General features: G+C 36.7%; 20 protein-coding genes. 5 read left to right on the forward strand and 15 right to left on the reverse strand.

Features of this window, described 5'->3' with window-relative positions; genetic code table 11:
* From ACIQXW_RS18335 to pdhA, 4 genes are all read right to left on the reverse strand, one after another.
* Window positions 1-506: FAD-dependent oxidoreductase (locus ACIQXW_RS18335; protein WP_401021439.1), on the reverse strand; the 506-nt coding region annotated here is incomplete at its 3' end.
* A gap of 4 nt (window positions 507-510) precedes the next feature.
* Window positions 511-1,863, reverse strand: coding sequence for a dihydrolipoamide acetyltransferase family protein (locus ACIQXW_RS18340; RefSeq protein ID WP_340826069.1), 1,353 nt, complete (start codon window positions 1,861-1,863; stop codon window positions 511-513).
* Window positions 1,864-1,910: 47 nt separating this feature from the next.
* The gene (locus ACIQXW_RS18345; RefSeq protein WP_173477915.1) at window positions 1,911-2,888 is read right to left on the reverse strand and encodes an alpha-ketoacid dehydrogenase subunit beta; all 978 of its coding nucleotides are present in this window, start codon (window positions 2,886-2,888) and stop codon (window positions 1,911-1,913) included.
* A gap of 3 nt (window positions 2,889-2,891) precedes the next feature.
* Window positions 2,892-4,007 carry a pyruvate dehydrogenase (acetyl-transferring) E1 component subunit alpha gene (gene pdhA / locus ACIQXW_RS18350; protein ID WP_401021436.1) on the reverse strand — a complete coding sequence of 372 codons (1,116 nt, stop codon included), beginning with the start codon at window positions 4,005-4,007 and terminating at the stop codon, window positions 2,892-2,894.
* Window positions 4,008-4,402: 395 nt separating this feature from the next.
* Between pdhA and def the strand changes: the two genes are divergently transcribed.
* On the forward strand, window positions 4,403-4,960 hold the full coding sequence (gene def / locus ACIQXW_RS18355) for a peptide deformylase (RefSeq protein WP_340826072.1): 558 nt from the start codon (window positions 4,403-4,405) through the stop codon (window positions 4,958-4,960).
* A 237-nt stretch (window positions 4,961-5,197) separates the two neighbouring features.
* Here def and phnX read toward each other — a convergent pair whose 3' ends face one another.
* Genes phnX through ACIQXW_RS18380 form a run of 5 tightly spaced genes read right to left on the reverse strand, consistent with a single transcriptional unit; the run spans window position 5,198 to window position 10,447 of the window.
* Entirely contained in the window at window positions 5,198-5,986 is a 789-nt protein-coding gene (phnX, locus tag ACIQXW_RS18360) for a phosphonoacetaldehyde hydrolase (RefSeq protein ID WP_402764511.1), read from the reverse strand.
* On the reverse strand, window positions 5,976-7,076 hold the full coding sequence (locus ACIQXW_RS18365) for a 2-aminoethylphosphonate--pyruvate transaminase (RefSeq protein WP_402764514.1): 1,101 nt from the start codon (window positions 7,074-7,076) through the stop codon (window positions 5,976-5,978). The genes phnX and ACIQXW_RS18365 overlap by 11 nt, the downstream gene beginning before the upstream one ends.
* Before the next feature lie 14 nt (window positions 7,077-7,090).
* The gene (locus ACIQXW_RS18370) at window positions 7,091-8,074 is read right to left on the reverse strand and encodes an extracellular solute-binding protein (RefSeq protein ID WP_402764810.1); all 984 of its coding nucleotides are present in this window, start codon (window positions 8,072-8,074) and stop codon (window positions 7,091-7,093) included.
* Window positions 8,074-9,702, reverse strand: a complete 1,629-nt coding sequence (locus tag ACIQXW_RS18375) for an ABC transporter permease subunit (protein ID WP_402764517.1) — start codon at window positions 9,700-9,702, stop codon at window positions 8,074-8,076. Before ACIQXW_RS18375 ends, ACIQXW_RS18370 begins: the two co-directional genes overlap by 1 nt.
* Window positions 9,695-10,447, reverse strand: coding sequence for an ABC transporter ATP-binding protein (locus ACIQXW_RS18380; protein ID WP_340826080.1), 753 nt, complete (start codon window positions 10,445-10,447; stop codon window positions 9,695-9,697). The genes ACIQXW_RS18375 and ACIQXW_RS18380 overlap by 8 nt, the downstream gene beginning before the upstream one ends.
* 147 nt (window positions 10,448-10,594) lie before the next feature.
* Here ACIQXW_RS18380 and ACIQXW_RS18385 point away from each other — a divergent pair, with 147 nt between their 5' ends.
* On the forward strand, window positions 10,595-11,356 hold the full coding sequence (locus tag ACIQXW_RS18385; protein ID WP_401021421.1) for a DeoR/GlpR family DNA-binding transcription regulator: 762 nt from the start codon (window positions 10,595-10,597) through the stop codon (window positions 11,354-11,356).
* A gap of 170 nt (window positions 11,357-11,526) precedes the next feature.
* Here ACIQXW_RS18385 and ACIQXW_RS18390 read toward each other — a convergent pair whose 3' ends face one another.
* Window positions 11,527-12,297, reverse strand: coding sequence for a Cof-type HAD-IIB family hydrolase (locus tag ACIQXW_RS18390; RefSeq protein WP_402764521.1), 771 nt, complete (start codon window positions 12,295-12,297; stop codon window positions 11,527-11,529).
* 434 nt (window positions 12,298-12,731) lie between these two features.
* On the opposite strand from ACIQXW_RS18390, the gene ACIQXW_RS18395 reads away from it, so the two are divergent.
* Together ACIQXW_RS18395 and rnjA are read left to right on the forward strand one after the other, a co-directional pair.
* Window positions 12,732-12,941, forward strand: coding sequence for a DNA-dependent RNA polymerase subunit epsilon (locus tag ACIQXW_RS18395; protein WP_340826084.1), 210 nt, complete (start codon window positions 12,732-12,734; stop codon window positions 12,939-12,941).
* A gap of 5 nt (window positions 12,942-12,946) precedes the next feature.
* The gene (gene rnjA / locus ACIQXW_RS18400; protein ID WP_340826085.1) at window positions 12,947-14,614 is read left to right on the forward strand and encodes a ribonuclease J1; all 1,668 of its coding nucleotides are present in this window, start codon (window positions 12,947-12,949) and stop codon (window positions 14,612-14,614) included.
* A 379-nt stretch (window positions 14,615-14,993) separates the two neighbouring features.
* Here rnjA and ACIQXW_RS18405 read toward each other — a convergent pair whose 3' ends face one another.
* The gene (locus ACIQXW_RS18405) at window positions 14,994-15,827 is read right to left on the reverse strand and encodes a TetR/AcrR family transcriptional regulator (protein ID WP_340826087.1); all 834 of its coding nucleotides are present in this window, start codon (window positions 15,825-15,827) and stop codon (window positions 14,994-14,996) included.
* 99 nt (window positions 15,828-15,926) lie between these two features.
* On the opposite strand from ACIQXW_RS18405, the gene ACIQXW_RS18410 reads away from it, so the two are divergent.
* Window positions 15,927-19,016 (forward strand): efflux RND transporter permease subunit, encoded by a 3,090-nt coding sequence (locus tag ACIQXW_RS18410; protein WP_340826090.1) that lies wholly within the window; start codon window positions 15,927-15,929, stop codon window positions 19,014-19,016.
* A gap of 94 nt (window positions 19,017-19,110) precedes the next feature.
* Here ACIQXW_RS18410 and ACIQXW_RS18415 read toward each other — a convergent pair whose 3' ends face one another.
* The 4 genes from ACIQXW_RS18415 to mprF all read right to left on the reverse strand — a co-directional run bounded on the left by ACIQXW_RS18415 (window position 19,111) and on the right by mprF (window position 23,901).
* A complete protein-coding gene (locus ACIQXW_RS18415; protein WP_402764525.1) occupies window positions 19,111-19,932 on the reverse strand; it encodes an alpha/beta fold hydrolase in 822 nt (273 codons plus the stop codon).
* A gap of 9 nt (window positions 19,933-19,941) precedes the next feature.
* A complete protein-coding gene (locus ACIQXW_RS18420) occupies window positions 19,942-20,439 on the reverse strand; it encodes a GNAT family N-acetyltransferase (protein ID WP_402764528.1) in 498 nt (165 codons plus the stop codon).
* A 190-nt stretch (window positions 20,440-20,629) separates the two neighbouring features.
* Window positions 20,630-21,196, reverse strand: a complete 567-nt coding sequence (locus ACIQXW_RS18425) for a GNAT family N-acetyltransferase (protein WP_402764531.1) — start codon at window positions 21,194-21,196, stop codon at window positions 20,630-20,632.
* Window positions 21,197-21,378: 182 nt separating this feature from the next.
* Entirely contained in the window at window positions 21,379-23,901 is a 2,523-nt protein-coding gene (gene mprF, locus ACIQXW_RS18430; protein ID WP_402764534.1) for a bifunctional lysylphosphatidylglycerol flippase/synthetase MprF, read from the reverse strand.
* Between the last annotated feature and the right edge of the window lie 58 nt (window positions 23,902-23,959).

A 23,959-nucleotide genomic window follows, 5' to 3' on the forward strand; every position in this document is an offset into this window, starting at 1 on the left:
GCGCCAGTAGAGTTTAGGACACGATCAGAGAATTTAAAAGTTGGAATTTCAACTGGACGAGAACCTGTTGCGATAATCACATTGTTAAATGTGTAAGTTTGAGCAGATTCACCATTGATGATACGCACTGAATTAGCGTCAACGAAATATGCTTCACCTTGTACAATTTCAACTTTATTACCTTTAAGTAAGCCTTCAACACCGCCAGTTAATTTTTTAACAACGCTGTCTTTAAAAGCTTGTGCTTTTGAGAAGTCTAGTTTCACATCAGAAGCGATGATACCCATGTCATCTGAATGTTTAGCATGCTCAAAGCGGTGACCAACTGAAATTAACGCTTTTGATGGAATACAACCTACGTTTAAGCACACACCACCAAGTACATTTTTTTCAACGATTGTTACTTTTTGGCCAGTTTGAGCTGCACGAATTGCTGCTACATATCCTCCAGGACCTGAACCAATGACAAGAGTATCTGTTTCGATTGGGAAATCTCCTACTACCATTTTGTTACGCCTCCATTAATAATAATTCTGGCTCACTTAACAAACGCTTTAAGTGATTTAAAGCATTTTGCGCAGTGGCTCCATCGATCATGCGATGATCAAAGCTCAATGATAATGCTAACACAGGTGCAGCTACAATTTCACCATTTTTTATTACAGGTTTTTCTGCAATTCGACCAATACCTAAAATAGCTACTTCAGGGTGGTTAATTACTGGAGTAAACCATTGACCACCTGCAGAACCGATATTCGTAATAGACATTGATGCACCTTTCATTTCATGTGGTGCAAGTTTACCATCACGTGCTTTTGTTGCTAAGTCATTAATTTCATTTGAAACCGCAAATACCGATTTGCGATCAGCATGCTTAATAACTGGAACTAGCAAGCCTTTTTCAGTATCCGCCGCAATACCGATATTGTAGTAATGCTTTTGAACGATTTCTTGTGTTGCATCATCTAATGAGCGGTTAAATTCTGGGAATTCACGTAAAGTTGAAATAAGTGCTTTCACTACGTATGGTAAATACGTCAATTTCACACCTTTTTCAGCCGCGATATCTTTGAATTTTTTGCGATGTGCTACAAGAGCTGTTACATCAACTTCATCCATTAGTGTAACGTGTGGCGCAGTTTGTTTTGAATGCACCATTGCTTTAGCAATTGCTTTACGAATGCCAGACATTTTTTCACGTGTTTCTGGGAAGTCGCCTTCAAGAACAACAGGTGCAGCTGGTGCAGTTTCTTGTTGAGCAACCGCTTCCTCATTTGCAACTGGAGCTTCAGCTTCTTCAGACTGTACTGCTCCACCACCATTTAAGAAATTCTCAATATCTTCTTTTAAAATACGACCATTTTTGCCAGTACCCGATACTTCATGAATATTAACATCATTGTCTCGAGCAAATTTGCGAACTGAAGGCATAGCGATGATGCGTTTCGTACTATCAGTTGTTTCTTGCTTTACTGCTACCTCCGCTGTTGCTGAAGCTTTTGGAGCTTCTTCCTTAGCAGCAGGCGCTTTTGCTACATCTTGACCAGCTTCAGCAGTTGACTGCACTTGTGCCTCTGTCTTCGCTTCCGCATGATCGTCACCTTTTAGCTTCAAATCTTCATAACCAGGAGCATCTAAACGAATTAATACATCGCCAACAACAGCAACTGTACCTTCTGCTACTAATATTTCCTCTACTTTGCCTTCAACAGGTGAAGGAATTTCTACGACTGCTTTATCATTTTGTACTTCACAAAGGATATCGTCTTCTTTTACTGTATCCCCAGCTTTAACGAACCATTTTACAATTTCGCCTTCGTGAATACCCTCGCCAATATCCGGTAATCTGAATTCAAATGCCATGTGTACCCATCCTTTCTCATTGCTCTTCTTCAAATATGCAAGTTACATTAGAATGTTAAAACTTTTTTCGCTGTTTCCATTACATCTTTAAAATTCGGTAACCAAACACCTTCAGCTTGTGGGAATGGGTACACTGTATCCGGTGCTGCTACACGAAGAACAGGAGCCTCTAAGCTCAAAATTGCACGTTCTGTAATTTCAGCGACAACATTCGCAGCAATACCTGCTTGTTTTTGTGCCTCTTGAACAACGATTGCTCGGCCTGTTTTCTCAACTGACGCAATGATTGTTTCAATATCAATTGGTTGAATTGTACGTAAATCAATAACTTCTACAGAATGTCCTTCTTTTTCTAGTTCTTCTGCAGCCTTTAAGCTTTCGTGTACCATTAAGCCATATGCAACAATTGTTAAATCTTTACCTTCACGTTTTACATCAGCCTTACCTAATGGAATTTCGTATGCTTCCTCAGGTACTTCTTCACGGAATGAGCGATATAATTTTAAATGCTCTAAGAAAATAACTGGATTATCATTTCGAATAGAAGAAATAAGTAAACCTTTAGCATCGTAAGGTGTTGATGGTACAACTACTGTTAAACCTGGTTGAGCTGTCATTAAACTTTCTAAGCTGTCAGAGTGCATTTCTGGTGTATGCACACCGCCGCCGAATGGAGAACGAATTGTTACAGGTGCATTATACACACCACCGCTACGGTAGCTTAAACGTGCTAATTGCCCACTGATAGAATCCATTACTTCATATACGAAACCGAAAAATTGAATTTCTGGAACTGGACGGAAACCTTGAAGAGAAAGACCGATCGCTAACCCACCGATACCTGACTCTGCTAATGGTGTATCAAATACACGGTCAACACCAAATTCTTTTTGTAGGCCTTCAGTTGCTCGGAAAACCCCACCGTTGACGCCTATATCTTCTCCGAATAAAAGAACATTTTCATCATTCTTTAATTCTGTGCGAAGAGCATCTGTAATTGCTTGAATCATCGTCATTTGTGCCATAGGTTATTTCGACTCCTTCTCTTTGTAGATTTCATACTGTTCTTTTAAATTAGATGGCATTTCGCCTTTATACATATTTTCCATTAACTCTGTAACTTTTTGTTTTGGTGCAGCATCAGCTTTTTTGATTGCGTCTTTAATTTCTTCTTTCGCGCGCTCGATAACAGCCTCTTCTTTTTTCTCATCCCATAAACCTTTACCCTCTAAGTATTTACGGAAACGAACTAGAGGATCTTTTTGAGCCCATTCGTTATCTGTATCTGATGTACGGTAACGTGTTGGATCATCCCCAGCCATAGTATGTGGGCCATAACGGTAACACATTGTTTCAATGAAAGTTGGACCTTCACCATTAATTGCGCGTTCACGTGCATCACGAGTTGCAACATAAACTGCAAGCGCATCCATACCATCAACTAAAATACTTGGAATACCTGCTGCAATACCTTTTTGTGCAATTGTTTTTGCAGCTGTTTGTAATTCACGTGGTGTTGAAATCGCGAATTGGTTATTTTGTACGATGAAAATTGCAGGCGCTTTAAATGCACCAGCAAAGTTTAAACCTTCGTAGAAATCGCCTTGTGATGAACCACCATCACCTGTATAAGTAATTGCTACTGCTTTTTTACCTCGTTTTTTAATACCAAGTGCCACCCCAGCAGCTTGGATATATTGAGCACCAATAATGATTTGTGGAGCTAGTACGTTTACGCCTTCAGGAACTTGATTCCCTAAGAAGTGACCACGTGAGAATAAAAATGCTTTATCTAACGGTAAACCATGCCACACTATTTGTGGTACATCACGGTAACCCGGTAAAATCCAATCTTCTTTTTCTAATGCAAAATGAGAAGCAAGTTGTGATGCTTCCTGACCTGCTGTTGGTGCATAGAAGCCTAAGCGACCTTGACGGTTAAGAGAAATGGAACGTTGATCTAAAATACGTGTATATACCATACGCGTCATTAACTCAACTAACTCTTCATCTGATAATTTCGGATCTGCCTCTTCATTTATAATTTCGCCTTCTTCGTTCAAAATTTGAAACATTTCAAACTTTTCTTCGATTTCAGTTAGCGTTTGTTTTGGATCAAAAATATTATTGTTTTTCTTGCTCATTTGTCACATCTCCCTTTCAACTGTATTAAAATAAATCACTTTTAAACTAGTACAACTTATTCTTAGCACTCAGTATACTGAATAAAATACTGTCGGTCAATCATATATTACGCCTAATACCAAAGAATTTTTCTACAAAAACGATTATTACAGACTGTCCTATACTGTATTACTAACCTCAAAAATCTGTATTACAACAACATTCATCAAGCGCACAAACATTACGTTTCAATACATAATTACCAATAGTAGAATACCCCAGTTCTCTATAATCTAATAGCAACATAAAATATTTTTAAGCTTATTCAAATAAAGTCTTTTTTCATGTGCATGTTTTGATAGGTGATGTATACTTATAAGTAAGGTAATACAAAGATTGAAAGGAAGATTTACTCATGATTTTAATGGATGATATTATTCGCGAAGGCCATCCGACTCTCCGCACAAAAACAGAGGAAGTTCTATTCCCTTTAACTGATGAAATAAAACAGCTTGCTACAGATATGCTTCAATTTTTAATTAACAGCCAAGATCCTGAAATAGCTGATAAGTATGATTTGCGTAGTGGCATCGGTTTAGCTGCTAATCAAGTAAACAGCCTACATCGAATGTTCGCTCTTCATTTGAAAGACGAAAACGGCGAACAACTTAGCTTTGTTGCTATCAATCCTAAAATTGTTAGCCACTCAGTTGAAAATACCTACCTGCCAACGGGCGAAGGCTGCTTATCTGTTGATCGTAATGTACCTGGTTACGTGCCTCGTCATGCACGCATTACCGTGAAATTTAAAACAATCGACGGTGAAGAGAAAAAAATGCGCCTATCAGGCTTACCAGCTATTGCATTCCAGCACGAATTAGACCATTTAAATGGCGTCATGTTTTATGATCGTATCAATGAAAAAAATCCGTTTGCTGAAATTCCAAACGCTGTACCGTACGAACGCGACTAAGACAAGCTAGTGGCTATTGGTTGATGTCCGCTACGGCGGACGCTTTCCGCGGGCACACCGTAAGCCGCAACCCTCGCTAAAGCGCGGGATTGTTGCGTCTTACATTGTGTGCTGTTCCCGCAGGAGTCGCCGCCTCCGCTACCATCAACTATTGCTCTCTGCAAAGTTTTATTTATTGCAAAAAGTGTTAGATTGATGACAGTCAATCTAACACTTTTTCGCTTTAAGAGCTTTATTTTAAACTAATCGTTCATTAATTGTTTCAATTAGCGCAGGAAGTTCTTCCATTGTTTGGATAGTATAATGCGCGCCCACTTTTTCAAAAATAGCTTTGGTTTTTTCGATAACAGCGACTTGCTCATCATCAGATAAGCCCATAAATTCCTGTTCCGTTAAACCCATTTCTGAACTACCTATAATGACGCCGACAGCCCAAACTCCAGCATTTAGTGCCTCTTGAATATCTGAAGTAGTATCCCCAACTTTAACAATTTGCTTTGTTGCCTTTATACCAAGCTCCTCGATATTTTTGAAAATCATATAAGGATACGGACGCCCTTTATCTCCTACGTCAGTTGGCGTAACTAAAAAGTCAGGCTTATACCCTTTTTCCTGAGCGTGATGAGTCACTACTTCCATCATAGATTTAGTATAGCCTGTTGTAGAGCCTATACTTATGCCTGCCTGTTTTAAATGATTAACCGTTTCTATTACATGTGGGATTGGATCGGTGTACATAGCTAGTGATTCCATTAACTTCGTTTCAAACTGTGAATATAACGCTTGTACATCTTGTTCTGTATATGCACGTCCATACACTTGTTCCCAAGCCTCACTTATTCTAGTCATTTCAAGCATTGTTCGAATATGATCAATTTTTAACATTCCCATAGGTTTACGCGCTTCTTCCAGCGTCACCGTTACACCTGCTTCTTCAAAAATTGTAAGAAACACATTTACTGGAGCAAAACATCCGAAGTCAACCGCCGTACCTGCCCAATCTAAAATTACCGCTTCAATTTTCATTATTTTTCACCGCCATATAGTTTTCAATAACATTGCATAATGTATTAATATCTTCCTCGTGAACATCCCCTATATTCCCAATTCGGAATGTATCGAATTCAGTTAATTTCCCTGGATAAATAACAAAGCCAGCTTTTTTCATCTCATGATAGAAATGATCGAAAGAAAATGCTTCATATGGATATAAAAACGTAGTAATAATAGGTGATTGAACTTCCTCAGAAATATAAGCCTTAAATCCACATTGCGACAATCTTTCACGCAGCATTAGGTTGTTTTTAGCATAGCGTTTGTAGCGCGCCTCAATTCCACCTTCTTCAGCTAGTTCCTCAAGTGCCTTGGCAAAAGCTGCTACAACATGTGTCGGTGATGTAAAACGCCATTTCCCATCTACTTTCATCACTTCCCATTGATTGTATAAATCCAATGCAACGCTTTTGGCCGTTCCTTTACATTTTTCTAACGCTTCAATTTTCGCGATGACAAAACCAAAACCAGGAACGCCTTGAATACATTTGTTAGCACTACTAATTAAAAAGTCAATTTGACCGTTTGACAAATCCATCGGCACACCACCAAAGCTACTCATCGCATCTACAATAAATGTTTTATTGAACGAACGAACGACTTCTCCTATTTCATCAATGGGATTTAATATCCCTGTTGTCGTCTCACAATGTACAACAGCGACATGTGTAATAGCAGCATCATTTTCTAGTATATTTCGCACCTCTAACGGTGATGGTTGTTCATTATACGGGACACTATAAACGATATGCTGTAACTGAAGTACTTTCGCCATTTCGACTATCCGTTCCCCATAAGCACCATTTGTTAAAATAAGAACTTTATCTGCATCACCGATAGTAGTTGTTAGTACAGACTCAACAACGAAGCTACCACTTCCTTGCATTAGTACTGCTGAATAATTTGTTTCATCTACTTGCGCTAGTTCTACTAACTTTTTACGTATTGTTTGTGTAACTTGCTTATAGTCGTCATCCCATGTACAGCGATCCATTAGCATCTCCTTTTTTACTGCATCTGTTGTTGTTAATGGACCTGGTGTTAATAATTTGTAGTTATTCATGTCGTTATGCCCCTTTATTGTTGTGCTTCTTTAAAGAATGCTTGATGTTTTTCTAATAAATCAACAGTTAAAGTCGTATCCCACTTTTTCAAATACTGTGGTACATATTCATCATCTACTTGCTCACCTTCGTAAAGCGCTACCGGGTATTGTTTCAACAAATCTGCTCGTGCCTCTGTCGCTATTACCTTTGCCATTTCAATTGCCAACGCTTCATCGCCCTCTTTATCTACAACAGCAACAGATTCTGTTAACGTAAAGTTGCCTTCAGTAGGGTCAATATAATCAATTGGTAAGCCTTCATTTTTTGCATCAATTGCTTGAATACGTAACCCAAACCCAGCTGCCACTTCACCTGTTTTTACCTTTTTAATAGGACCAGAGCCTGAGCTTTCAATATGAGGACCTGCATTTTTAATTAAATCCGCTAATACTTGTTTCCCTTCTTTTTCTCCGTATTCATTCATAATCGCTTGTACTAATAGCCAACCTGTAGATGAGTCTAAAATATTAGGAAATGAAACTAAATCTTTAAATTTAGGGTTCGTTAAATCCTTTATTGTTTTCGGGACAGGTAGTCCTTTTTGTGCCAATAAATCTGTATTAATAAAAATTGATCCTACATTCCCTAAAATCGGTAATGCATAGGTTGATCCACCATCTATTGGCTTTAAGTCAGAGGGCAGGTCAACAAACATGGATTTAGATGTTTGAGCACTTTCTATAAAATACGAAGCCATCGTTACAACATCCGCTTCAATATCAGTACCTTCCGCCATCATTTTTCCACCTAATTCAGATGTCCCAAAAGATTGGATGATATACTTGCCTTCATAGCCTTCCTTATCTAATGTCGCTTGCATTACCTCAATTGCTTCATCATCTGCATTCGAATAAATGATTACTTGTTTGTTTGCATCAGCCTCTGCACTACCACATGCAGCTAATACAATTGCAGAACTAACAGTACCTAACATCATGATTGTTGACTTTTTCATCATTCCATCTCCTTAACCTTTTCTTTAGTTGTTGTTATATAATCACAACCTAATTTCACAATGAGGTTTGTGCATAAAATAAAAATGGAGAGAACAAAAATATCTGTATACTTCGCAAAATGCTGAAGTTCTTTTATGCGCGTGGAGACAAGCATTGTTTTCGTACTGACAAGGAAAATTACCCCACTAACAGTCACCATGGCATTTAAAAAATAGTAGCTAAACATTTGAAAAATAGTAGGACGGATATTTGGTAAAATAACGCGTACCACTGTTTGAATCCAGGAGTCTTTTAGCAATTCCCCCGTTACTTCCCATGTAGGGTCCATTTTTTGCAAAGAGTTTTTCGCCATCAAATACGGTGTTGTAAAAAAATGAACGACAGTATAGGCAATAATAATGAAGAAGGTCCCCTTTAACGAACTTCCATTAAAGAAAAATAAATAAGAAAGACCAAGAACCATCCCAGGCACGGTGTTCGTAACCATTGACATAATATCTATCGTTTTCCTGCCTTTCAGTGGCGTTCTGACGTTTAGAAGCGCTGAGACAAATGCTATACAAACACCTAAAACGGCTGTAAAGAAAGCAACGATGAGTGAATTCAAATAAACTCTAGTTAAGTTTTTTTCCGCTAAAACATTTTGTATATGTTCCAATGTGAAGCTAAAGTCATATGGATACCCTTTTGTAAATGGCACGATGAACATTGTTGAGAAGATGATAAAAATCGAACTCACACATAGTAATGAAAGAACTGTAAATGTACTATCGCGCAGACGATGTACTACTAGCTCACTTTGACTAGCATGCTTGTATTGAAAATTAAATCGATCTAGCAAACTTAGTATCACGATCCCAAGTACAGCAGGCACAAGCATCAATACAGAAATTACCGATCCTTGCTCAAATCGCACGATAGAGCCAAGCATTGCTTGATAAAGCTCTGTAGCGATCACTTTATAACTTCCACCTACCGACGCTGGTATTCCAAAGTCGGTAAAACTTAAAATAAACGTTAATATAAAAGCTCCACCAATTGTTCCTAGCATTGGACGAAGTACGGTATGGTAAAATCGACGTGATGGTCTATCATGCATCAGCATGGAAACGAGCAAAAACCGTTTATCAATGTATTGCATCGAATTATGCATTAAAATAAAGGCAACAGGTAATGTGTAAAGTACATATCCAATTAACAATCCATTAAATCCATAAATAGTCACTATAGGCTGACCTACTAATTTTGTAATAATGCCTTGATTGCCAAATGTATAAATCAGTACAAAACCATAGGTGATTGTCGGCAACAACATCGGCAATGTTATTCCTACATGCACAAGTTTTTTAACATGCCGATTCATCATCGTAAAATGTAATGCATAAGCCAATGCAAACGCTAAACAAGTCGTGATAATAGCAGCTACAAATGACACTTGAAAACTATTGAGAAACGCTTCACGAATTTCAACGCTCTGTAATGCTTCTACATAGTTTTGTAACGTTATGCTATTGCCTTTTTTCAAGGACTGCCAAAACATATAAAGCAATGGCACAATTAAAAAGAAGAGAAAAAAGAAGGCAACAGGGATAAACAAAATTTTCACCATTTTATTAGTTTTAAGCATAGGATTCTCCAAACAGTTGGTAAATGTTATGACGTTTAATGTGAAGTTGCCTTAAGATAAAGTCTTCGATAAATTGATTTTTTGGTGTTTTTAATATTTCATGAGGTGTACCATATTGTGAAACAGTGCCCTCATTAATAATTAGTACTTTATCTGATAACGTAAGCGCCTCTTCAGGATCATGGGTCACGATAATTGTCGTTAAATTAAATTGCCGTGCAATCGATTTAATGCGCTCTTTAATCGATTCCTTGATTACCCCGTCAAGCGCACTTAATGGTTCATCTAGTAATAATATTTTCGGTTGCATCACGAGTGTTCTAGCAATTGATACACGTTGTTTCTGCCCACCTGATAATTCGTGAATCTTCTTATGTAAATGTGGGGCTAGTTCTAAAAAATCAACATACTCTTGTATCTCATTTTTTGTCATTTGCTGTTTTTTATTTTTTAAGCCATATACGATATTGTCGTAAGCATTTAAATGTGGGAATAACGCGAAATCTTGGAAAACGATATTAAATCCCCGTTCCTGCATCGATTGTTTCGATATATCTTGTCCATTGTAAAAAAGTTGCCCATTCGTTTGCTCTGTAAGACCTAGAACAATGTTGAGTAATGTTGTTTTGCCACAACCACTCGGCCCCAATAAAGAAACTATTTCGCCAGAGCCAATTGTTAAATTTATATCTTTTAAAACTTTTTTATTTTTATAGCTTTTTGAAATATTTCTTAGTTCCAACAAGTCGCTCACTCCTTTTGAGTTGTTACTCACAGTATAGTGGCAATTTGTAAAGGGAAATAACATGTTTGTGTAAATGTTGAGTAAATTCTGACCAACTGTTGACAAAGTCATTACTACTTTGAGTAAATAACAAATAGAGGTGATTAAATGTATACATTAGAAAGGCAGCAACATATTTTGCAATACGTGCGCAATAACAAGGTAGTGAAATTAGTTACCTTGACAAAAGAATTCAATGTATCAATGGAAACTATCCGAAGAGATATTCAATTACTTGTACAAGAGAAGAAAATCGAGAAGTTTTATGGGGGCGTAAAATATATTGAACCTGTCGAAGGGCTAATGGACAATCGATTGACGCAGCAACTAACAGAAAAAATCGCTATCGCAAAAGCTTGCGCATCTTTAGTAGATGATGGTGACTGCATATTTATTGATAGTGGTACAACAACCTATCAGATGACGCCATTCCTTTTAGGAAAGGAAAAACTAACAGTTGTTACGAATTCTCTACCTGTGGCATTTGATTTAATCGGCTCTAATATTGAAGTAATGATTATCGGCGGAAAGATACGTCATTCAGAAAAGTCGGTCACTTCTAATGATTTCCTTTTCCGATTCGAGCATCTAAATATTAATAAGGCGTTTATATGCGCAAGTGGCGTAACGCTTGAAAAAGGAATATCCGATTTCAGTCTAGAAGAGGCGATGACGAGGAAACAGCTCATTAATATATCACAAACGGTTTATGTTGCAACGGATTCTTCTAAATTTAATAAAGATGTCGCGATTCAAGTGTGCCCGTTAAATCAGGTCGACAAGATTATTACCGATAACAAGCTCTCTAAAGATACGCTAAAGCAGTATAATGAGGCAGGAATTAAACTGGAGATTGTTGAAGTTGGGTAAAATTCAGAATTGTTTGAGTGCCTGACACTCTAACAGGCACGACGTAAGCCGCAACCCTCGCTAACACAAAGGTTGTTGCGACTTACGTTACGTGCGTTTCCCTAGGAGTCTTATTGGATTTTTAAATATATTTTACGGGTAAAATTCAGAATTGTTTGGGTGCCTGGCACTTATATAATTCTCAGATAACGCATTGCTTTTGCAAGACCGTCCGCATCTACATGATCTGTAATATGTGAGGCAACTGCCTTTACTCTCTCATGGCCATTCCCCATCGCTATGCTCGTGCCAACAGCCTCTAACATTTCAATATCATTAATACCATCACCAAAAGCAATTGCATCATCTAATGTTAGACCCATTTTTGTGAGCACTTTTTCGATTCCTGCAGCCTTCGAGCCTCCTTTAGGCAAAATATCACAAGAATATTGATGCCAACGCACAAACTGAACATTTGGAAAAGCTTCGTAATACAAATGTTCATCTTTCTCTTCCATAAAGATCAGTGTTTGATACACATCGTTCTGCATATAATAAGATGAGTCTAGTTCTGGATATGGGTATTTTAAAGTATCGAGACTTTCGGATACCATGTTATGCCCTCCAACTGACGCGATCATTCGCTTGTCGTCTAAAAAAACAACTGGTTCGTTTCGCGCTTCACCAAAGGCAATAATTTTCGCTAACTCATCTTTTTCAACACCATTTGTATAGACAACCTCGCCACGATAAACAACGTATTGTCCATTGAAGGTCACATACGTATTAATATCAAGCTCTTTTAACAATGATTGAATCATAAAAGGTGCACGTCCAGTGGCAATTGCAATCTCATAGCCTTTACGACGTGCTTCTAATAACGCTTCCTTTGCTGAAGCTGGCAATATTTTTTCACTGTTATAAAGTGTTCCATCTACATCAAAAAATAAAATTTTATTCATTTTATAATTCCTTTCTTTTTGTTGTTGCAAAGGCAAAATACTTTACACAGGTATCGTTTTTAATTATAATGATCCTAAGGAGTGATGTGCCATGCTGAAGAAACTAAAGCAAAAATTGTTGAAGCAACTTCGCGGCGTACTCGGAAAAAAATCAATTGCCTAACATTTGCCCTTCATTATTTGAAGGGCTTTTCTTTATTTTAAAGTAGCCGCGTGATAATATAAAGGAAATGCATTTATTTGTCTATGCGCAACCACTGTCTCATTGCCTTTATGAAAAGTGCAAGATTAAAGTATTGAGATACAAGAAATTCAAACGCTCATTTCTTTATTAGTTTGAAGTATACTAGAAATTCGCGGTTTTTTCTTGTAGTACGTGTGTGGTAATAGCCAAATCTGCAATAATAATGTACGCAATTAAAGGAGAGCAAACTATGATTTACAAAGTTTATTATCAAGAAAAAGCAAATGAGATTCCAGTTCGCGAAAACACTAAAAGTCTATACCTTGAAGCTGCTTCAGAACGTGAAGTACGTCAAAAGTTACAAGACCGTCATTACAACATTGAGTTCATTCAACTGCTTGAAGGTAACTATTTAGACTACGAACAAGCAAGTCCGAACTTCATCTTGGAGGAAATTTAACAAACATGAAGTTTGTTAAAAATGACCAAGCAGCTGTTTTCGCGCTCGGCGGACTGGGCGAAATCGGCAAAAACACTTACGGCGTTCAATTTCAAGATGAAATCATCTTAATTGACGCCGGAATAAAATTTCCAGAAGACGATTTACTCGGAATTGACTATGTTATTCCTGATTACACGTATTTAGTACGAAACGTCGATAAAATTAAAGGGTTATTTATTACGCACGGACACGAAGACCATATTGGTGGCATCCCTTATTTACTACGTCAAGTGAATGTTCCTGTTTATGGTGGTAAGCTTGCACTTGGCTTATTGCGCAACAAACTTGAAGAACATGGTTTACTACGTACAACTAAACTAATCGAAATTAAAGAAGATGATGTTATTAAATTTAGAAAAACATCTGTAAGCTTCTTTAGAACAACGCATAGTATTCCAGATGCTTATGGTATCGTCGTAAAAACACCTCCTGGCAATATCGTGCATACAGGTGACTTTAAATTCGACTTTACGCCAGTAGGCGAGCCAGCAAACTTAACAAAAATGGCTGAAATAGGTCGTGACGGCGTGCTGTGCTTACTATCTGATAGTACGAATGCTGAAAAACCAAATTTCACGATGTCTGAACGTACAGTTGGGAAAAGTATTGACGAAATCTTCCGCAAGGTTGATAGTCGTATTATTTTTGCAACGTTCGCATCAAATATTCACCGCTTACAGCAAGCAACAGATGCTGCCATTAAGTACGGACGAAAAATCGCTGTATTCGGTCGATCTATGGATAATGCCATTACAATCGGCCGTGAACTTGGCTACATCAACGCACCAAAAGATACATTCATTGATGCCCAAAGCATTAACCGTTTACCTGCCAACGAAGTGATGATTTTATGTACAGGCTCGCAAGGTGAACCAATGGCAGCACTATCTCGTATTGCCAATGGTACACACCGTCAAATTCAAATCCAGCCTGGCGACACTGTTATCTTCTCTTCTTCACCTGTACCAGGTAATACGGTTAGCGTAAATAAAATCATTAATTTACTTTTCCGTGCTGGCGCTGAAGTAATTCACGGTGCATTAAATAATATCCATACATCTGGTCACGGATCGCAAGAAGAACAAAAGCTAATGCTACGACTAATGAAGCCAAAATTCTTTATGCCTATCCACGGTGAATTCCGTATGTTAAAAATGCATACGCATTTAGCAGAAGATTGTGATGTTCCACTTGAAAATACTTTCGTTATGGAAAATGGTGATGTCCTGGCATTAAGTGCAAATGAAGCACATGTTGCAGGTCGCATCCCTTCTGGTGATGTCTATATTGATGGTAACGGTATTGGAGATATTGGCAATATTGTACTACGCGATCGCCGTATACTTTCTGAAGAAGGTTTAGTAATAGTTGTAGTGAGCGTAGATATGGAAAACCAAAAAATTGTTTCAGGTCCTGATATTATTTCACGTGGCTTCGTCTATATGCGTGAATCAGGTACAATGATTAATGAAGCACAAAAAATGCTGAACCGTCATCTTAACGAAACAATTCAAAGCAAAACGCCGCAATGGACTGAGCTTAAAAATGAAATTACTGACGTTTTAGGACCTTACTTATTTGAGAAAACTAAACGTCGTCCGATGATTTTACCGATTATTATGGAAGTATAATCTTTTAAATTAAGAAGCTACGCATTATTTGCGTAGCTTTTTTTATGTATATACATTCTATTTTATTTGCATAAAATTATAGAGTTTGAAAGACTAAGCTCCCCACTTTAATTTTGTAAGATGTAGTTTAACCTCCTTAAATTTAGAATACACAAATTCACCAGCAATACTTTTTACGTGACTTAGCTTTTTTCGTTTCAGTTTAAATTTGATTTAATAAATTTCTAAAATATTGAAACCTCCGATAACAAATTACGTATATAGTAATAACAACACGATTCCTTTCCCCCTTTTCGAAATGAAACATCCTTTTGAATACAATTTCAAAAAAATAGAATCGTCCACTCTAACTTACTAGTGAACAATTCTATTTCAATGTTTAAAATTGGAAATATTTCTCTAATACATATGCGATCCATTGACACCCTGGCTGTAGGCGGATGTTTTCAATTAGTCCTTTTATAATCGGTTTACTGTATGTTTGGTGCTCTACTTGATTTTTTAACAGCTCCAATGATTCACGTTCAATAGATGGCTCTATGTTCTGGATGTTTTGTTCGATTAACTGCAAAAGCGATTGTTGCGTAACTTCCTCTGCACAGGGTCTTGCTACAATTTGAGCGAGTTCTTCGGTAATAAAAGGGATTGTCGTATGACGTGCAATAATATCTGTCTTTTCCGCTAATGATTTTGCCAATTGATCTAAATCAAGCGGCAAATTTGAGAACATAAACAGCTCGGCATAGCCTTTCACAAATCCTTTTACGCAATACATCACATCATATTTTGTCTCTTGCAGCTCTTCTCGATAAAGTTGTTCAAGCATTTGGACGATAAACTTCGACATATCCGCTTCATAGGCACTCACTTTATAAAACAGCTCTTTTTTTGTAAGAAATACCTTTTCATTAAAGAACACACGTGAAGAAGCTGAATGTTTTTTAAACGTTTGAAAAATACCTTTATAAAAATCTACCAACACGACATCTTTTTTGTTCGTGCTTCTGACTACTTGGTCAATATCAGCTATAAATTGCTGTAGGTAGTAGTCAACCATTGAAAAAAGAAGTTCATCTTTTGTTTTAAAAGACAAATAAAATGCCCCTTTAGAAATCCCACAGCGCTCTGTAATTTGCTGTACAGATGTTGCTTCAAAGCCTTGTTCAGAAAACAGCTCTAATGCTTTCTCCATAATCAGTTGCTTTTTTGACATATTTTCAAATCTCTCCTAATGCATTTCATTGACAAATGACCGATTAGTCATTATTATAAATAATTGAATCTAGTAAGTCAATAAAGGGTAGGTGTGAAGGTGAAAGGTTTAGTTAATTTTGTATTGAAGAACAAATTGGCAGTGTGGTTATTAACAATTATCATCACTGTCTCAGGTATTTATTCAGGTACAAGAATGAAAATGGAATCAATCCCTGATATATCGATTCCATATTTAATTGTAATGGGCGTTTATCCAGGTGCAACGCCTGAACAAGTCATGAATGAACTTTCCATTCCATTTGAAAAATCAATCGAAAGTTTAGAGGATGTTAAGGCAGTTTATTCTACTTCTTCATCCAACATTGCACAAGTTCAAGTTGAATATGACTACGGCATCGATATGGATGAGAAAAAACGCCAGTTAGAATCAGCTTTAGATAATGTGAAACTCCCTGAGGGTGCACAAGAACCTACAATTATGGCAATAAGTATGAACATGATGCCTGTTGTCGCATTATCAGTAAGTAGTTCTAAGGAAGATATAGTTGAACTAACATCAACAGTAGAAGATTTATTACTTCCTAAAATCGAAAAAATCGACGGTGTTGCTTCTGCAACAATTACTGGTCAACATATTGAACAAGTTTCGTTTAAATATGACGAAGAGAAAATGGCTGCTCTCGGCTTAACAGAGGATACCGTCAAGCAAATGATCCAAGCAAGTGATATGTCATTATCGCTTGGTTTATATCAATTTACTGTTGGAGAACAAGCAGTTTCCGTAGATGGTAAAGTTAAATCTGTTGATGAATTAAAAGATTTATTAATACCAGTCACACCTTCAGCAACACAACCTTCTCCTTTCGTTCGTTTAGGTGATATTGCAACGATTGAAGTTGAAGGTAAAGTACAATCTGTTTCACGCACAAATGGTAAAGATGCCATTGCGATTCAAATTGTGAAAGGTCAAGATGCAAATACTGTAACTGTCGTAAATGCTGTAAAAGACCTTATTAAAGATGAAGAAAAAAGAATTGACGGCTTAAAAGTGGATATCTCACTTGACCAAGGTGCTCCAATTGAAGATTCAGTCTTCACAATGATTGAAAAAGCAGTATTCGGTGGCGCAATAGCTGTTTTAATTATTTTACTATTCTTACGCGATTTCAAATCAACAATTATTTCAATAATTTCTATTCCAGTATCTGTTTTCATGGCTTTACTATTATTGAACTGGATGGATATTACGTTAAATATTATGACACTTGGTGCAATCACCGTTGCCATTGGGCGCGTTATTGATGACTCCATTGTCGTAGTAGAAAATATTTATCGACGCATCCATTTGAAACAAGAAAAATTAACGGGTCGCGCACTTATTCGTGAAGCGACAATTGAAATGTTTAAACCTATCCTGTCTTCTACATTAGTTACAGTTGCGGTATTTGCCCCACTTATGTTTGTAGGCGGTATGGTCGGTGAATTATTCATGCCATTCGCATTAACAATGACATTTGCTTTAGGCGCGTCATTATTAGTAGCGATTACAATTGTACCAGCATTATCTCATTTCTTATTCCGTAAAAAAATCTATGGAGAGAAAAAGGAAAGCCAACATCAAGAAGTTGGTAAACTAGCTACTTGGTACAGAGGTGTATTAGAAAAAGCGTTAAATCATAAAATTATCACTTCTACAATTGCGATTTTAATGCTTGTTGGCTCACTTGCCCTAACACCATTAATCGGCTTTAGTTTCATGGGATCTCAAGAGGAAAAGGTAATGTATTTAACATATACACCTGGTACTGGTGAGTTAAATGATGAAACAGAAGCAAATGTTGCAACAGTCGAAAAAGAATTAATGAAACGTAAAGATATTGATATTTTACAAGTTTCTATAACAGATGCTACAAACGCAGATCCTGCAACAATGATGATGGGTGGCGGAGCTGGTGGTGCATTAATGTACCTAATCTTTGACCCTGAAATGGAAGACTTCCCAGCAGCTCGTGAAGAAGTGGAAAACTATGTATTTAACATTGACCAATCAGGTGAATGGAAAAGCCAAAACTTCACATCAATGTCTATGTCTTCAAATGAAGTTAGCTACACATTATACAGTGAAAACTTAGATAATCTTCGTAGCGCTGTAAAAGATGTTGAAGGTACATTAAATGATGTTAAGGGCTTAGAGGATGTTAAATCTGATTATGAAGACCCTTATGTAGAGCATGTATTAAAAGTAGAGCAAAAAAATGTTTTACAATACGGTTTAACGACTGCTCAAATCGTTATGGCTTTAAATTCTACGGCTTCACAAGAAGTGTTAACAACAGTTGAACGTGACGGTGAAGATATTAACGTCATTGTCCAACGCGATGCAAAGAAAGCAGCCTTATCAATCGATGATATTTTAAAAACAGAAATTAAAACAGCTTTAGGCACAACGATGACAATCGGTGAATTAGTAGATGTTGAAGAAGGTACAACGCTTAATTCATTATCACGCTCAAAAGGTGAATACTTCGCAACAGTATCTGCCACAATTATTGGTGATGATATTTCAAAAGCAACTTCTGCAGCTGATAAAAAAATCGATAAGTTAGACTTACCTAAAGGTGTGACAACAGGCGTATCCGGTGTAGCAGCAGATATGCAAGAAACATTCACACAACTTGGAATTGCTATGTTAGCAGCAATTGCCATCGTTTACTTTATTCTTGTCGTAACGTTTGGTGAAGGTTTAGCGCCATTTGCTATCCTCTTCTCATTACCGTTTGCGGTAATCGGTGCATTTGTTGGCTTATATGTAACGAATCAAACGATTTCTGTTTCAGTTATGATGGGTCTATTGATGCTAATAGGTATTGTTGTAACAAATGCCATCGTACTTGTCGACCGCATTATCCATATGGAACGAGATGGACTGGGTATGCGTGAAGCAATTTTAGAAGCAGGTGCAACGCGTCTACGTCCAATTTTAATGACTGCAATTGCAACGATTGGCGCGATGATTCCAATGGCACTTGGTAATGGTGGTAGCGGATTAATTTCGAAAGACCTTGCAATTACAGTAATCGGTGGTTTATTATCTTCAACATTATTAACATTAGTAGTCGTACCAATTGTGTATGAAATGCTATCAAAAATGTTAAAGAAAAACCGTAAAGATATGGAAGAAAATTAATTAATAGTCGCAATGCTAAAAGGGCACCCCATAATGGAGTGCCCTTTTTTTATCGTCTTCGTAACCTTTGATTTCTGATCTAGAAGCTCCCTTTTCACGTAGAGGCTTTAAGGTCCATTTGGGGGTTACGCCCCGAAAGTACCGTATTACGAATCCATCCAGCAACCTCTTGTGGATTCGTTAGTGGTAAAAAATGAAATCCATTAGGAACTTTTATTATTTTTGCAGTTGGTTGTCTTTCGTGAAAATTAGTTAATTTCCTATGTAACAATTCGTCTTGTTGATGATCTGCTAACAGTAATAAAACTGGCAAAGGAGTTTCCGTTTCTATGCAATAATCGTGCTGGTCAACTGCTTTCGCCAAATAATTTATAGCTTCTTCCTTACTATGGTGACGGTAGATATTTTCCTCTTTCACAAAATTCCCAATAAAATATTCGTACAAATATTGCCGATGTTCAGCTGTTGCTATGCCCATGCTCTTTATTTCTTCATTTATCGCCTCTTGTAAATCTTCGTAGCTTTCAATAATAGGCAATTTTATCTCCATTTCATCATCAAGATGATATTGTCCATGAAAATAATGGCCACCGTCTAATAATGTTAACGACTTTACTGAATTACGATAGTTTGTATAAAAATTTTGAATGATCCAGGCGCCTATTGAATTTCCTACAAAATGAGCTTTTGCAATTTTTAACGCATCCATCGTTTCTTTAATGTTCTTGGTATATGTTTTAAACGAAAAATCATTGTCTAGCAGCCCATTATGCCCAGGTAAATCAATTGCTACAATATGCACTTCTGGCAATGCTTTGGCCAATGCAGCATACATTTCTTTCCGTTCCCCAAGAGCTGGAATCGCAATAATAACCTCGTTATGCTGATTGGCATTGTATTGTATATAATTTCTCATTGGCTACCCCTATTCTTTTTCTATCGTTTTCAATAACTGAAAGACAGCTTGCTCATGACCAAACCTTTCTAAAACCTTTACTTTTTGCATACCTAACTTTTCTAGTACACGACAGGAGGCAACATTTGCGGTTTGCGTTTCCGCTACTATTTTTGATAAATTTAGGGTGGAAAATCCATAATGGATGATGGCTAATAATACTTCAAATGCATAACCCTTACCCCAATATTGTGGTAAAAATTGATAGCTCAGCTCATATGTCGTTTTTTCATGATATTCATCAATCGACACTAAACCAATAAACTCATTTTTGTTTTTTAATGAAATATAAAAATATGAATTAGGCAAAGGTGCTTGTAGCATGCTGTCAAAGGAAGAATAGATGTAGCTTTTTTCCGGTACCCCTCCTAGAAAGGCTCTGACATCCTCATTACAATACAATGAATAAATATCTTCAACATGGTTTGGCTTTATTGACTGGATGATACAATTTTCGGTAATTAACATAACATGCCTCGCTATTTTAATTTTCTTTATTATGACAAAGCTATAATAGGAAATCAAACACAATTTTACATTAATTTGTTTTAATCCTCTCAAAGAAAATAAAAGGCCTGCGTCCGATACAATATCGAACACAGGCTAAAACATTTTTTCAAAATTACTAAGTCTATCTTATTTCATAATGACTAGCTTGTTATTTAGTTGTTGAAAGCTCCTTTAAGCATTCTTTTCTAGCTTCCCACTCTTCTCTTAACATGCCCATACGTATGGAATCATAATAGACACCCTCATACAAACGCACTTTGCGAATTTTCGCTTCCAATTGCATCCCTAATTTCTCTCCGACGCGAATCATCCGTTTATTTCCTGACCATGTCGTAAACCCAACGCGAACAAGTGGCATCGTAGAAAATAAGTGATCAATCCAAAGTGCCATTGCTCTAGTGCCAAGTCCTTTGCCCCAATTATGAGACTCATGAAAAACAATACCTATTTCTAACCACTTAGAAGGCTCATGCTCCCAATAATATGAGATTACGCCACAAATATCGCCATCAACCTCAATTGCCCAAAAGTTTTTTTGATTAATAAATTGCTGTGACATTAACATAAAATCATTCAATGGTTTAGCTTGATGCGGGAAATAAGGAGCATCCCATTTTTTCCATTCTGGTTGCTCGTCTTTATAAATAAGCTCCCATATGCGCTCTAAATCAGACTCAATGATAGGACGAATGTTTAATTCTTGATCTGTGTACATAAGCAGCCTCTTTTCAATTTTCATTTCTTTTTTTAATTGCTTGAAAAGTGGCATATCCTCTATATGCTACTTCTCAATCACATTCCGTATCTTTTTCATATTCATCATTCCTTCCATTGTAATTAGGAAAATTATAGCACATTACCATTTATAGTATGTCTTACTTGCAATTTAAAATTCACTTATTTTCTTTTTCGACCGATTAATAGCGTTACTTGTGCCATTGTAAATGGTAATGAAGATTTTTTACGATATGCCACATACTTAGGTTCCCAAAAATCAGCATATTTTAATTTAAAATTTCTTAATCCTTTGAAATGATAGAAGAAATGTCCATGTAAAAATATTTGTGCTGCAATTTTTTCACTTAAAAAGGAATATCTCGATTGCCCCACATTTGATAGTGGCGACATGCCCATATTGAACACTCGATAACCTTGTTCTTTCGCCCATTCAAACAGCGATAAAAAAATGAAATCCATCGTTCCAGACGGTGCACCTGGCTTGAAACGCATGAGATCGACTGAAATTCTTTCGTCATTGTCATACATTGGCATAATGCTAGCAAAGCCTATCACACCTTCTGCGCCTCTTAAAACAGCAATGTTTGACTTACTCAAATAGTTTTCATCGAAAAAGCCAAGAGAAAATCCCTTTTCAGCTCTTCCTTGTAGCCATTTACTTGATACCTCTTCCAATTCATTCATGAGTTCCTGTGAATATGGCGGGCTTAATAATGCAACCGCATAGTTCTCTCGTTCAAACTTATTTTTTACCGCCCTACTACTCTTCATTTCTTTACCAGTAAACGTGAATTTATCTAAATCAACAAATGCTTCCTCACCAAGTTTAAAAAAGCTATAGCCATGCTCATGTAAAGAAGGGAAAATATTGTTGTTTATCTCATAAAAAACAGGTGTATATCCATGTTTATCTGCCAATTCCAAAAACTCTTGAATAGCTGATAAAAAATCACTTTCTTGCCCTACTGGATCTCCTAACACAACAATTTTATCTGCAAATATTTGATACGCAAATAACACTGTATTCTTTTCATTCCAATATATGAATTTGTCATGTAAAAATATTAAATGAGAAAACTCAGTCCCTTTATATTCCATTAAGTGGTTTTTAATTTTATCTTCGTGCTCTCTTGATAGAAGCTTTTCCATTTTTTTCGTTCCGCGCGTAAAATAGCCATAGTAAAAAATGACACACGCAATGAGGATACCAATAATTGCACTAAAAAATAAATCCCGATAGTCGGTAAGGATATAATATTGTAACGCTGCTGGAATATGAATTTTTGCAGTAGGTAAGTTGACATATCCAATTAATAAATACATTGCAGTAATAAAAAGAACGGCAGCAAGGTCAAATAGGATGACGCCCCATGTGAGGACATAACTTTCTCGATAAAATTGTTTTTTCGATGCCATGAGCAACACTGCGACAATTAGTAAAAAGATCGCTTCTTCATAATCAAAGCCTTTAATGATCGAGAATATAGCCGAGCTACTAAGCACGATGATTGCAAGTTGATAAGCTTTTTTCACTTTATATTTAATTCCCCTACACAATCCTAAAAGGATAAAGGCTGCTGCCACAGTCAATTGATGGGAGATATTCATAATTGGTGATGATAAAAACTCCTGAGCTATTTTTAGCCGACTTAAAACGCCAGGCACCGATGCCGATAGCAATAACACAATGCCTGAGATAAATACTAAAATTGTTAACAACATATGACTAATTTTTTGAAAAATAACATTTGGTAAGTCATCCCAAGATCGATTCCAGCGTTCCCAATAGTCTTTAATAAATAATAGTACGGATACTAAAAATGGTAATACGAAGTAGCCAACACGGTACAAAATTAATAAAAAAAGTACTTTTTCTTCACCGATTCCAACACTTTGCGTCCCCCATAGAAATACGAGGTCGAATGAGCCAACCCCACCAGGTATCATACTAATTATGCCAGCACATGAGGCAATTAAAAATATCGGTATAAGGGTCGATAACTCAATAGGTATATGCAAGATTAACGTTAGCAGCCAAATAACGAAAAAAACTGCAAGCCATTCTGCTACTGAAGTAATTATTAATTGAAGAGATACTTTTATTGATAAAGAACTACCTTTTTTATAACGAATAAGGTGCATCCCAATAAAGGCTGGAACATATAAGCTGACAAGAATTACGGCAATTGAAAGCCACCGAGTTTCTTTTAGTAATGGGAAGTCCCAAAAGAATACATACATTAGCCAGGCTAACAAAGAGATTCCTGTTAAATAAAAAAGAGTAACGGAGGCAATGTTCTTCAACAATCCTTCTCGATCCTCTTTATATTTTGAATAAAAATAATTTCGTAGAAAAACGCCTACTAAACCACCAAAGCCAATGAGGTTAGAAAATGTATTGACGATAAATGAATTGTTCAGCAAAGTGCGCTTGTTCATTTTGATTCCTAGTAGTTTAGCTAAAATGACATCGTAAAAAATCATCGGAGTAATCGCACAAAATGCGATGAAAAAAATCAATAACAGTTCCCATATTTGTAATTGACTAACTTCATTCCGAAGTAAATTAACATCTACGCCTCTTAGCGATTGCTGAATTTCATAAATAGCTATCGCTAACAGTATGACTGGAAATAAAATTTTCAGAAACCGCATTAATGGTTCTTTCCTTATTTTGAACATGTGCTAAACCTACTCCCCAAGCTTTCTTAAAAGTTTAAAATTCGAACAAACTTCTTAA

Origin of the sequence: Lysinibacillus sp. NPDC097162 (assembly GCF_044762185.1) — a bacterium.
In the GTDB taxonomy this organism is placed as follows: Bacteria; Bacillota; Bacilli; order Bacillales_A; family Planococcaceae; genus Lysinibacillus.